This is a genomic window from Okeania sp. SIO2F4, from assembly GCF_010672385.1.
Classification (GTDB): domain Bacteria; phylum Cyanobacteriota; class Cyanobacteriia; order Cyanobacteriales; family Microcoleaceae; genus Trichodesmium.
Genome location: NZ_JAAHGT010000117.1, coordinates 3068 through 16047 on the forward strand (window position 1 = coordinate 3068; position 12980 = coordinate 16047).

General features: G+C 33.8%; 12 protein-coding genes. 4 read left to right on the forward strand and 8 right to left on the reverse strand.

Annotated features, from left to right (window positions below):
* Positions 1 to 283 precede the first annotated feature (283 nt).
* Together glcD and F6K22_RS10105 are read right to left on the reverse strand one after the other, a co-directional pair.
* Positions 284 to 1762, reverse strand: a complete 1479-nt coding sequence (glcD, locus tag F6K22_RS10100) for a glycolate oxidase subunit GlcD (RefSeq protein WP_293096653.1) — start codon at positions 1760 to 1762, stop codon at positions 284 to 286.
* A 1163-nt stretch (positions 1763 to 2925) separates the two neighbouring features.
* Entirely contained in the window at positions 2926 to 3702 is a 777-nt protein-coding gene (locus tag F6K22_RS10105) for a helix-turn-helix domain-containing protein (RefSeq protein ID WP_293096656.1), read from the reverse strand.
* 1316 nt (positions 3703 to 5018) lie between these two features.
* Between F6K22_RS10105 and F6K22_RS10110 the strand changes: the two genes are divergently transcribed.
* The 4 genes from F6K22_RS10110 to F6K22_RS10125 all read left to right on the forward strand — a co-directional run bounded on the left by F6K22_RS10110 (position 5019) and on the right by F6K22_RS10125 (position 8419).
* Entirely contained in the window at positions 5019 to 5171 is a 153-nt protein-coding gene (locus tag F6K22_RS10110; RefSeq protein WP_293096626.1) for a hypothetical protein, read from the forward strand.
* 165 nt (positions 5172 to 5336) lie between these two features.
* Positions 5337 to 5489 (forward strand): hypothetical protein, encoded by a 153-nt coding sequence (locus tag F6K22_RS10115; protein WP_293096629.1) that lies wholly within the window; start codon positions 5337 to 5339, stop codon positions 5487 to 5489.
* A 35-nt stretch (positions 5490 to 5524) separates the two neighbouring features.
* The gene (locus tag F6K22_RS10120) at positions 5525 to 5959 is read left to right on the forward strand and encodes a hypothetical protein (RefSeq protein WP_293096632.1); all 435 of its coding nucleotides are present in this window, start codon (positions 5525 to 5527) and stop codon (positions 5957 to 5959) included.
* Between the two features lie 744 nt (positions 5960 to 6703).
* Positions 6704 to 8419 (forward strand): serine/threonine-protein kinase, encoded by a 1716-nt coding sequence (locus F6K22_RS10125; RefSeq protein WP_293096635.1) that lies wholly within the window; start codon positions 6704 to 6706, stop codon positions 8417 to 8419.
* A gap of 157 nt (positions 8420 to 8576) precedes the next feature.
* On the opposite strand, the gene F6K22_RS10130 is transcribed toward F6K22_RS10125, so the two are convergent.
* The 6 genes from F6K22_RS10130 to F6K22_RS10155 form a co-directional block, all read right to left on the reverse strand.
* Positions 8577 to 8771: a hypothetical protein gene (locus tag F6K22_RS10130; protein ID WP_293096638.1), complete on the reverse strand. Its 195-nt coding sequence runs from the start codon at positions 8769 to 8771 to the stop codon at positions 8577 to 8579.
* A 165-nt stretch (positions 8772 to 8936) separates the two neighbouring features.
* Positions 8937 to 9215 carry a hypothetical protein gene (locus F6K22_RS10135; RefSeq protein ID WP_293096641.1) on the reverse strand — a complete coding sequence of 93 codons (279 nt, stop codon included), beginning with the start codon at positions 9213 to 9215 and terminating at the stop codon, positions 8937 to 8939.
* Positions 9181 to 9300 (reverse strand): helix-turn-helix domain-containing protein, encoded by a 120-nt coding sequence (locus F6K22_RS10140; protein WP_363273252.1) that lies wholly within the window; start codon positions 9298 to 9300, stop codon positions 9181 to 9183. Before F6K22_RS10140 ends, F6K22_RS10135 begins: the two co-directional genes overlap by 35 nt.
* Positions 9301 to 10197: 897 nt before the next feature.
* Positions 10198 to 10611 (reverse strand): hypothetical protein, encoded by a 414-nt coding sequence (locus tag F6K22_RS10145; protein ID WP_293096644.1) that lies wholly within the window; start codon positions 10609 to 10611, stop codon positions 10198 to 10200.
* Between the two features lie 518 nt (positions 10612 to 11129).
* Positions 11130 to 11837 (reverse strand): lysophospholipid acyltransferase family protein, encoded by a 708-nt coding sequence (locus F6K22_RS10150; protein WP_293096647.1) that lies wholly within the window; start codon positions 11835 to 11837, stop codon positions 11130 to 11132.
* 163 nt (positions 11838 to 12000) lie between these two features.
* Positions 12001 to 12471 (reverse strand): nucleoside deaminase, encoded by a 471-nt coding sequence (locus F6K22_RS10155; RefSeq protein WP_375340148.1) that lies wholly within the window; start codon positions 12469 to 12471, stop codon positions 12001 to 12003.
* Positions 12472 to 12980: the final 509 nt, after the last annotated feature.

Here is a 12980-nt window from a genome sequence, read left to right on the forward strand (position 1 = left end):
TAAACATTATATCAGTTAATTTTTCGGCGTTGCATAGTTGGGAAATGATAATTAAATTAGCATAAGCTAAAACTCTGCCTTGATAATGCTAAATTTTGGGCACATATCAAAATCATCCCTTGATAATGGAACGCCGAAAATTGATTTGCAGAAACACTTCCCCGTCTGAAAGTAAAGCTAATTTTTGCTGACTGAAAATAACGCTTTACGGTCTCTAAATATTTATCTATAGTTTTTCTGACTTAGTAACTAGATAATATTTAGAATTAAGGCAAACTAAAGTTTAAAAAACTTCCGCTCCTTCAAACTGCTTAACTTTCTGAACATTAGCAGACTCTCCACAAGTTCGAGGCATAGGAAATATTTTTTCAGGATTAGCTAAACCCTTGGAATTAAACACACTTCTTACCCATTGCATTGTCTCCAAATCTGTCTCATTAAACATTAAAGGCATATAACATTTCTTATCCGAACCAATGCCATGTTCTCCAGACAAACTACCACCAACTTCCACACAAATTTTGAGAATTTCCCCACCTATTTCTTCCACAGTTTCCAAAGCACCTTCAACAGAATCATCATAAACAATTAGAGGATGAAGATTCCCATCTCCAGCATGAAAAACATTGGCTATTTTGTAGCCATATTTACTACTAATTTCTTCTATTTCTTGCAAAACATAAGCCATTTTTGTCCTAGGGATTACCCCATCCTGAACAAAATAATTTTTGCCTAAGTTCCCAGCAGCAGCAAAAGCAGCTTTCCGTCCTTTCCATAACTTCATGCGCTTTTTTGGTTCACTAGCAGTAGTAATTTCTATGGCTCCGTTAGTTTTACATATTTCTTCAATTAATTTTTTATTCGTATCAACTTCCACTTGTAAACCATCTATTTCTACTAACAAAATAGCAGCAGCATTCCGGGGGTATAAACCAGTATTAACAACATCTTCTACAGCATTAATAGTGAAATTATCCATGATTTCCATCCCAGCAGGAATTATGCCAGAGCTGATAATATCTGACACAGTTTTTCCCGTACTTTCTATACTAGGAAATCCTGCTAAAAGTACGCACACTGATTCAGAAGATTTAATAACTCTCAACGTAATTTCTGTGGCTATTCCCAGAGTACCTTCGGAACCTACAAATAAACCTGTTAAGTCATAACCAGGCATCTCTGGAATTTGACCGCCAATATCAACAATTGAACCATCGGGAGTAACTATTTTTAATCCTAAAACATGGTTAGTTGTAACACCATATTTGAGACAATGAACGCCTCCAGAATTTTCAGCAATATTTCCACCAATTGAACAAATAATTTGACTGGAAGGGTCGGGAGCGTAATAGAAACCAGCTCCACTAACTGCTTGTGTTACCCAATTATTAATAATGCCTGGTTGTACAGCAACTTGTTGATTTTCTAAATCTATTTTCAGGATTTTTCGCATTAATGACGTGACGATTAAAACGCAGTCTTCTATTGGTAATGCACCTCCGGAAAGACCTGTTCCTGCACCTCTAGGAAGCCAAGGAATATTGAGGTTATGACATATTTTTACTGCTTCTGAGACTTGTTCGGTGGTGCGGGGTAATACTACTAATGCAGGTCTTTGACGATAACTAGATAGACCGTCACATTCATATACTAATAATTCTTCTTTGCGTTGAACTACACCTTTTTTTCCAACAACTGCTTCAAATTTTTTGGCAATTTTTTTCCAATTGTGTTTTGTTTGTTGTTTGTCTTTAGTAAGCATTTTATTTATGGGTATAGAAATTTTGAGGGTCATTTCAGTTACCAGTTATCAGTTATCAGTACCTCTGGCGCTCACCATTGGGATTGAAATAATGAACTGTTATCTTTTCATCGCCTTAAAAGGGGAGGCTTTGGACTTCTTTTTTTGGTAAATATTATCCCTTAATTATAGCTTCTAATCCAAGATTTTCTTTAGGGGTGGGTTGAGAAAGCTAAAGGTTTAGGGTGGATTATACAAAATATCAAAAAATTTGCTATATATTCTTGGGTTCGAGAGTGTGGGGTGTAGGAAAAAAAATACTCTTAACAACCTATAATACCTTGCCCTTAAGGGCAGGGTTTAAATAAATCAATTCGGTTTAAAACCTTCTATTTCAAGACAAAAAAAGTGCTAGGAGATTTCCTTATATTTAATTCCGTTACAGTTTTCCTTGAGGTAATTATCCAGTAAGCATTCAGCTATTAGCATTCAGCTTTCAGCTTTTAAACATACAGGACTTGACTTCGGTTAACGGCGATGTTACCAATTTATTCAGAAGTTTTAATTATCCCGAGAAACTAATTCCTTCAATTATGTAATAATCAGTTAATAACTCATAGCTGATAGCTGATGGCTGACGGCTGAATGCTTACATTATCCATTATTCATTATCAATTAATTAACTGGTTTATGGGGTGTAATTCATAAACCTGCAATCTGGTGTATATCTAAACATATTTTTTTGTTAATAAATCTCACTCACGAATCATTATCTACTACTTTATTGATTCTAATTATTATTGATAATTTGATAAGTTTTTAAGATAATTAAGGCTGGATGATTAAATATCAAAGCATTGACAGATAAAGGTTTGAGGAATTTTAAGCCATGAAAAATTCCAAGCTTTTTGGTGGAAGCGAGCTGAAAAAGTGAGGATTTTAGGGCAATGCGAGGTAGAAAAATGACTTTTACTATTATGAACGGTCATTCTCTATATAGCAATCCTAAATTGGTCGTGACAGTTTTAATAATAGTTAATTTTAGCTGAAAACCTTTAAAATTGTAACTCCTGACTCCTGTACGGGCGATTCGGGAATCGCCCCTACTCCCTACTCCCTACCTCAATAAAAAGACTTTATTCAACAAACCCTAATTAATTAGGATAAATAACATATTTTTTGGTTTACCCTTTATTCAATATCTCTAAAAATTCTGCTACAACTTTATCTGGTTGTTGAAGACAAACTGAAATATCATAATGCTGAATAATTCTGATATTAGGAGCTAAGTTTGTATCTAGTGGGAAAGGTTGGTTATTAGTTTGAAGAATGCCTAATTTTCCGGCGTGTAAGATGATGAAGTTAGCGATTTTATTTTCTCTACCTATGGGAGTTGTCAGTCGAATTTTTGTGTTGGATAAAAATATAATATTGGCGCGGTCTAGTGCTTCGGCAATTTTTACTTCTGCCTGGGAATTGAAGTCTAAATCATTCCACTTAATCCCATTTTTAAAGTAGGGTTGAATTTGTTGGTTATCTGGTTTAGTGGTTGTAGTTTCTGCGACTGATTTTTTGCCATTTGCAAGTAGGATTAACTCGTGTAAATCTGCTTGACATAAGTTGGCTTCATTTACACTTAAATTAGTTCCACTAAGATTTACTCCTATTATTTGATTTTGATGTGATGTAATTTTATGTCTCTGTAAATATCGCCGAATTACTGACTTAAGATTATTTTTTTTTACCTTTTCACCAAACGCTTTAGCTTTGGATAGTTTTCTCCATAATTTCGCTCCAACCGACTTAATATATTCACTGTCATAGGGAGAATTTTTAGCCATTTCTTCATAAGACTGTTTACCCTGCCAACATTCTCTGAAGATAAACTCTTCAATATCATTCAGACTAGCATTATCATCCAAGACCGCTTCTACAATAGTCAGCGCTTCTTCCACATTCATTACTGTCAACTTAAGAGGTAGTTTTGTAGCTTAATGTAACATAGTTGTTCATAATCTGCTACTTTTTATCACTTTTTATCAATATTTATCACTGACAAAGCCGAAATTGACTTATTAAGATGTTTCTATTTACTACTTTTTATAGCAATTCACGCAAATAATTTTATATAGAATTTGATTTTCAACTTTTCTGAAAAACCGTAGCAGTTTTTGTATAAGAATTCGTTTGTGTTTTTTTCATACAAACAAATGTACAAATAACTGGCATTTGGTAGGCATTCAGCTATTAGCATTTCCTGACGGAATGCTCCGCAAACAGCTAGCCTCCTGCGGAGGAACTGCGAAATTCAGCTTTTATTTGAATCAAGTCAAGACTAAGGTTAGTTGACAGAAATATTTCATTCTTATGTCACTCCTTGAGTACTAATTCCTTCTTCCAAGATAATGAGTTAATAATTCATAGCTGATAGCTGATAGCTGACGGCTGAATGCTTACGGTGTTTGATTTATTTTCTCTAACTCTCTAAAAAACTAATGCTGTTTCATTTATGGAAAAATTTTTAATTTTCCTAGTACATGAAGCATAAATTTTTACTACTCAATGTGTAATTTATTTCCCAATAAAATAGTTTCTATAAACGTAAGCATTTAGCTCTTAGCAGTTAGCTACACTCCTGGGTCGGAACTGCGAAATTCAGCAAATAATGAATAATTCTTTCTAAGATTAAAGGAGTTTACTTTGGCTTGGCAGTAAATTTTAATTCTCTCTCAATTTCAAGGGTTGCTTTTACCGAATCATTAATAATTAATAATTATTAATTAAATAATTCACCCTTGAAAGGGGAGGCTTTAAAGGGGAAAAAGCGGTCGGAAAGCGGAGCAGTCCGTCAGGATGGGATGGCGAGGTCTCCGTTCCCTCCGGGACGCTACGCGTTTTGCTCCGCAACATGTAAAGCGTTTGCGTAGCATTCCGTCAGGAAAGCTTTGCGCCAGCAAACGCCATATCCAATCGACCAAGAGAAAAGTGCTCTTGAATTTCCTTATATTCAATTCCGTAACGGTTTTAATCTTCTTGTAATTATCAATTATCCATTATCCATTATCCATTAATGAACTCCTCCTCCGATCAATAGCTGTTAACGTAGTTCCTCCGCAGGAGGCTAGCTAATAGCTGATGGCTTAATGCTTACCTATAAACTATCATTATGACCTAACCAAAATAGATTTTTCAGATTAATTACCTAGTAGTAAATAAAATAAGTCAAAAAACTAGAAAAGTTAGATTAATAAACCAATACTAAGTAGGAGGTATTCAATTGAGTTCCAACAAATTTACCATGCAGATAAGTTTTTTTTTTGCTTTTGAAGTATCTGCTAAACAGGAAAAAGAGTTTTTGGACTCTTGGGAAGAATTAGAAACTAAATTAAAACAAACTGGTAGTTTGATTGACGCTAAAACTTATACATAATTTATCAGTCAAAAAAATAACAATCAGTTACCTATCCGGAATTGGTCAATTCAAACTTCATGGCACTCGTGGAAAGGTTTTTTTTATGGGATATCGACAAAAAAATTTCAAGATTTTATTCACAAGTGGGAAGTTAAAGAGGCATCACCTACCATTTATCCAGTAATGAGTCAAAATGAAGTATTAACTAGGGAATATAAGTTAATCAACCCAAACAAAAATGTTACTAAATCAAGAAAAATTTCAACTAATCTATTGATGGTAATACTTTGGGTTGTAGCAATTATTATTGCTGGAATTATGCTGCTTTTAAGGTAAAAAATTTAAAAAATTTAGGTAAGGAGTGAAATAAAATGCGAATACTTTTAGGTGTTTTGATTGTAGGGTCTCTTTGGGACTTGATTACAAGTTTTCTCGGCATAGCAGGGTTGTTGGGAATGAGTAATTTGAATCAAGGAAATATTGGTATTTATATGACTGCTATAGTTGGTAGTGGTTTAATTTTAGGATTGAGTATAAGTGCAAAAGATATCTGGTCAGAATCTCCAAAGGATGAAATATACCTAGTATTAAAAGTAGTTCATGTGACTGCCATTATTTTTGATGCTTATACCTCTTTTTTAGGAACTGCACAAAATATATTATTACACGATAGTCGCACAGCTTTTCTAACTATAGGTCTAGAAGAAGCCTTGGAAATGACAAATTTTGAACAGAAAATAGCACTTTCATTTGTGACAGTATTAGTTACAATGAGTCCTATTGCTTTATCAAGATTGAGAGATTAAAAATTATTGATACCAAATTAAAAAAAATAGTTACAGTCAAACCACCTACAAAACCTACAAAACTATTAATACCAATTCAATAAAATATTGCTCAAGTCACAGACTAGGGAATAAGAAAGATGGAACAGATAAGTATTTAAAAAAAGAATATAAATGGTTGAATTTTTACAATATATGCTTTTGACGTTTGGTATATCTCAGTTTTACAAAAAACACGCTCTATCCAAGGCTGAAACTTTTATTATCTTCTTACCTGAGTTATCAATTTACAAATATCAGATTCACCATTCTATAATTTTTTTGCAGTAAAAATAAATCACTGATTTAGATGTAAGAGACTTGATGGGAATTTGATATTAGAGATTTGCCATCCTTCTCTCTCTTGTCAGATAAATTTCCGACGGAATACTCAGCTTTCCATAAATTTCCCATACTCTTACCAAAAACTTTGTCGCAATTTTTTTCCGCTCCTTTAGATATGAATAGCTAGGAAAATTCAACTTATAAACAAACTCAATTAAGTAACTTAGCAATTTAACCATCTTGATGGGAATTTGATATTAGAGATTTGCCATCCTTCTCTCTCTTGTCAGATAAATTTCCGACGGAATACTCAGCTTTCCATAAATTTCCCATACTCTTACCAAAAACTTTGTCGCAATTTTTTTCCGCTCCTTTAGATATGAATAGCTAGGAAAATCAAACTTATAAACAAACTCAATTAAGTAACTTAGCAATTTAACTATGATGAACAACTGGCAACCAGGTACTACTTTAAATAATGGCAGATATACCATAGAAAAAATTTTAGGAATCGGAGGTTTTGGCATAACCTATTTAGCATGGGATAATCAGATTATTGACACAAAAGTAGTTATTAAAACCTTAAATTATCAAATACAAAAACTACCTGATTTTGGGAAATTTCAAAAGCGATTTCGAGACGAAGCTGAACAACTAAAAATATGCCAACATAAGAATATCGTAAAATTTTATAATTCCTTTCAAGAAGGTCAACTGTATTGTATTGTAATGGAATATATAGAGAGAGATAACTTAGCTGTTGTTATTAGTAAACAAGGAACATTACCCGAAAAAAAAGCCCTCAATTACATTCGACAAATTGCTAATGCACTGACAGTCATTCACAGTCAAAACATTCTCCACCGGGATATCAAACCAGACAATATAATATTACGCAAAAATCACAAAAATCAAGAAGAAGTAGTTCTAATAGATTTTGGTATTGCCCGTGAATTTCTTCCCAATCAAACTAAAAGCTACACCCAATTTTATACACCAGGTTATGCACCTATAGAACAATATATTCGCAAACATAAACCAGGAGAATATACAGATATTTATGCTTTAGCAGCCACACTTTATGTGCTTTTAACTAAATCTCCATTACCTAACTCTATAGATAGATATCATACTCAACCAGCAATACTTAAAACCCCTTTACCAAAACCAGCTCGCTCTATCTTAAAGCTAGTTTTAAAACTGACAGGAAAACAAGCTAAATACGACCCATTATACGAACCAAAACAAATTAATAAAAAAATTAGCGATCGCCTCAATAATGCAATTCTAAAAGGAATGGAAATTCAACCAGAAGACCGCCCCCAAACTGTGCAAGAATGGTTGGCATTACTTCAAATTAAACCTCAGACCATTATGTCTCAAATGTCTCAGGTTTCTCGCACAGTATTTTCTCAAATGGCTACCTTACATATTCCAGGTATGAAACCTCTTTATCAAAATTCTGTCAAAACTTTTTATCAAGGAGAAACAAATGGATTACTAAATGTCACAAGTATATTTGTCTTTGTTGTTGTGATTTATATCTTTTCTCCCAAGCTGAATTTTAGAAGAAATTATTACCCTTCAACTCCTCAACCTACTCCTATTGCACAACAAAAATCTAATCCCACTATACAACCTCAAAAACCACCCCAACCTTTACCCGAAACTAATATTCCAGAGATTTCCAAAACAGCTATTAATTATATAGATAAAGAAGTAAACTACGCACCTTTAGAAAAATTCTTGTCATCCGATCAATTTCAAGCAGCAGATAGAGAAACACTCAGAATTATACTTTCACTAGTAGGGCGAGAAAAACAGTATTGGTTAAATTTAGAAAATATTGAAAATATACCCTGTAAAGACTTAGATAAAATTAATCAATTGTGGATTAAATATAGTGATGGTAAATTTGGATTTAGCATTCAAAAACAGATTTGGATAGAATTAGGAGGTAAACCAGGAACTTATAATGTAGTTATTGCCGATAACTTTATTCAGGAAGTCGGATGGGGAGAAAATCATAAAAGATATAAACATATTACATATAAAATTTCAGCTCCTTACGGACATCTTCCTTTTAGAATTACTTCTCAAGTTTGGAATTTTGGCGCCCCTTATTTAGCAGAAAAACTAGCAGAATGTAACATTTGATAGACTATTTTTTTCCACTCTAAAACATAGCACCATGTCGCTAAATCAAAAGTAAAAAATATAAATTCAGAAAACCCCTGATATGAGATAATGATTTACTTAACTTACGTTAGTGAAGCTCCTCTGTTAGCGCAGCTCCTCCGCAGGAGGCAAGAGGCTATTTCTTAATTCGTTTCTTGAGTGGTTTTGGTGCATCAAATTTTTCACCATGTACGGACGTTGCATGCAACGTCCCTACCGTTACAAAAGTTTTGATACCCAAATCTATTCCAACTGAATTATCAGTTATAGGTAAGTTTTCTGGTTGTATTTCTACTCCAAAACTTAAGAAATATCTAGTAGAGGCGAGCAAGCGAATCGCCCCTACAATCTTTGATTACTGTTACTGATGATGGAGTAGCAGGCAACTCTCACAGGCGAAACAATTTTCACCTTTCCTATCTTGGCGTTGCTAGGAACTTTATGCTGACCAACCTTAAACCTTTCCTTTGTAAACCTAGCAGTCTGTCTTGACTTCCTAATGCATGAATTTAGCAAGTTTTATAGGTTTACCCTTTCTTTTACCTTTGGTTGATTTAAAAAAGTTTTGATAAGCTTGGTTTAAATCATTCAACGATTGCTGCAATGGTATAGCAGAAACCTCTGATAACCATTCTCGATCTTCAGTCTTTTTAGCTTGAGTGATAAACTGTTTTTGTAGTTCAGATAAGTCAAGTTTCTTTTTTCCTAATTGATATTTTTCTTGACAACAAGTTAGACTATCATTCCAAACGACAGGTTCGCGTTTGCGCAGCATTCCGCAGGAAAGCGTTGCGCCAGCAAACACAACCAAATAGTTTTGCTAATTGGTGTTTTTGTCCCGGTGTTGGATAGATTCCGATACTTAAATCTAGCTTTCATAATCTGAATTTTCAACTAACAATGTTATAACATAATTTATCCAGAGAAAAACAATTTTAAAGTCGCCCTAGAATTGCCAGGCTTTAAACCCAGTTTTTCGGTAAATCAAGTTGCTCTAAACTCGATGCTCGATTCTTTTTTTTTGCTGTCATAGCTCCCTCACCATTTTTAGGTAATATCATCTCCGGTAATATCGGTATTATAAAAATTGGGAGCATCTTGCTGACTAGCATCATTTATAAGTTTCATAAATCCGACCCTACCAGATTCAATATAAATCATCAAAAGTCAAATTTTGTAGCGTTATTATTGCCATTTTTATTAACTTCCAAAATGCACAATTTTTGTGTATATGAAAAAAATTATAGCAATCCGTTTCGGGGTTTTCAACAATTAATAATTAATAATTACCTCTCCTTGAAAACTGATAGGATTGACTCAAAGGAAAAATTTTTCTTGTTTCTCCTTTAAAGGAGAGGCTTTAAACCTTAATTATTCGGTAATATCTTATCCTACGGGTTTGGTCTTCAAATCAGATTTTCCCTTGGGTTTAGAGACCAAACTCCTACAATTTTTTTCACAACTCATTAATGAGATTGCTATACCAAATTTTTCATAATAGTATGACTAAGAATTAATTATCTATCAAATCTAAAATCCTCAAATAAACTAATCTTGAACTAGGGGAAAAACATCAGGGAAAGCCTGCCAAACCTCCCTAACAAAATCTCTTAAACTGTTGATGTGAAATATGCAAATTTTTCGGTTCGCTATCCAACAACTTTTTCACAACTTATTTATGATATTTATCTACCAACTTTTCAATAATAGTATGAGTAAGAATTAATTATTTATCAAATCTAAAATTATCAAATAAATTAATCTTGAACCAGGGGAAAAACATCAGGGAAAGCCTGCCAAACCTCCCTAACAAAATCTCTTAACTTTTGATGTGAAATATGCAAATTTTTCGGTTCGCTATCCAACAAATATAACTCAGATAAAAGTGGCAGAAACTCCGTATCAATAGTTTCCCTAAATAAACAAATCGGCCATACCAAATCCGCACCATCTCGCAAATCCCATAACCTAGACCTTTCTGACACATATTGATTATTTTCACACTCACTTTCTGAGGAAAATACTTTCAACATCAAAGGCCGAACCCAACACATTTGACGTGCTTCTAGAACCTGAATTACTTCTGCATATAAACAAGTATTTCCATGTTCTAAACAAACAATTTGACTGGGTTGGAAATTAGGGTTAAAATCTTTTAATTCTCGCTTCATATACAAAATAATTGATATTATAGCAATCCTAAATTAGTTGTGACAATTTTTATAATAATTAACTTGAGCTGAAAACCTTGAAAATTCTGACTTTTGATTCCTGAGTCCTAACTACCAGCAAAATATTACAACTTGAATAGGATTGCTATATATATAGCAATTCCCATACTGGTAAGGTACAAAATTTTAGGTTTGAGGGAACACTTAACTGGGAACAGGGAACAGAAAATAAGAAAAACAACTGTACCTCATAACTTTGGGAATTGCTATAGAATTTCTCAAATTGATGATATACAAAAGTTTTGGATTTTAAGGAAGAGTAAACAGGGAATAGAAAACAGAAAAAAATACTGTACCTGATGAATATGATATTTTTTCTTTTTGGTTATCTTGATAATTTATATCATGTCCGGTTGAACAGTTATAAATAAATAATAGAGGAGTCAGGAGGTAAGAAAGAAGAAGAAAGAGGAGGAGAAGGAGAAAATTTTTTTATCACTAATTATCCGGACATGATATTAATCCTGATTAAGATTTTTCAGTGCTGCCTCTAAATCCATAGTTAAGTTTTGTGCCTGTTTTTTTCCAGAACCACAAATATAATCTTTGACCGACAAAGGAACACCAATACTAACTTTAACATTACAACCACGACGCGGAATAACTGGATTGTAATTCAAAGATATAGGTACTACTTTAACATCAAGATTTGGTTGATGAGATTCAGCTTGTAAACCTATCCTTGCTAATCCTGTTTTAAGAGTATGAACTTGATTATCGCGGGAAATATTACCTTCAGGAAATACTACCAATATCTCTCTATTTAACATTAGTTCTACTCCATGACGAAAACAAGAAACTGCCGGATTTTTAGGGTTAATAGGAAAGCCACCCAAGCGTCTAATCAACCAACCTTGTAAACCTTTAACTTCATCCATGCTAACCATAAATCTTGGATCTCGACCAGTCACCAATCTACCTGTAGCATAAGCTATAATTAACCCATCCCAACGAGAACAATGAGTAGGAGCTAAAATCACTGGTCCTTCTTTCGGAATATTTTCTTTTCCTATAATATTTATTCTACGAAAATAAAACGGCATTACTATGTGGCGACCCAGAAAATAAGACAAAGATGCTAACCAAGGAGAAATGCTGGAATATTTTGAATTTACTTGAAACTTTACTTTCTTGAAAGATGGTGGGATGCAGTCAAGAATTATCATCCTTTTTTACCTTAAATCATGTAACTTTATTTCTTAACTCTAAGGTAAATTTTATTGCTGTTTTGGTAGCATTTTTAAATGACACTTATTGTACTGTCAAGCACTTGTTTTCATCTACTCTAGATTGGGGTGAATTTCACAACAAAATTAATTCCCTTTCCTATTACCTAAGTTGAGCAAACCAAGACTGTAATTGTTGACGACAAGCAGATTCCATTATTCCCCCCAATACAGACAAACGATGATTAGAAAAAACACTATCTGGAAAATTAGCCACAGTGCGAATTGTCCCAGTTTTCGGATCGTCCGCTCCATAGACCAATAAACCTATTCTTGCCTGCAATATTGCCCCAGTACACATTGGACAAGGTTCCAGATTAACGTAAAGAGTACATTGATTTAAGTGCCAATTCCGCAAAATTAGTCCTGCTTGTCGCAAAGCCAATATTTCTGCATGAGCAGTGGGGTCAAAATCTCGCTCCCGTCGGTTTTGGGCTTCTGTAATTAACTTACCATCTGAGTTAACTATAACAGCACCTACTGGGACTTCTCCAGCATCACCAGCAATTTTGGCTAGTTCCAATACCCGACTCATCCATTTTTTATGGACTAGATAACTTGGATGGTCAATCATCATAATTTTTCACTAATCAGTCGTTTTCAGTATTATTTCTATAACGGGGTTTGAGATACCTGAATCTTGACGAATATTACAGCGACTTTGTTTTTAGGTAATAAGTAAGAAATAAAGAATATCGGAAAAATATTTATCCAAATATAGCGTTTATGAATGGGATGTGGAAACCGAGTCCTATTAAAAAGGGAATAGGGAATAGAGAATAGGAAATAGGAAATAGTAAAGAAAGAAAAATAGCATTAAATAGCATTAAATAGTAGTAAACATAAGGATATAAGTTACTCAAGACAGCAATTTTTTTCTAATAAAAAATCTCAATCTAGATTTACCGAGAAATTAAGGTATAAAGCCTCTACATTCATGGAGAAAGAAGCGGTCGGAAAGCGGAGCATTCCGAAGGATGGGATGGCGAGGTCTCCCGCTCTTTCAGAGCCGCGTTTCATGTCGCGTTTGCGCAATTATTCCGTAGGAAAGCGAAACGCAATTCAAGTCGCTCCGCGTTTCGA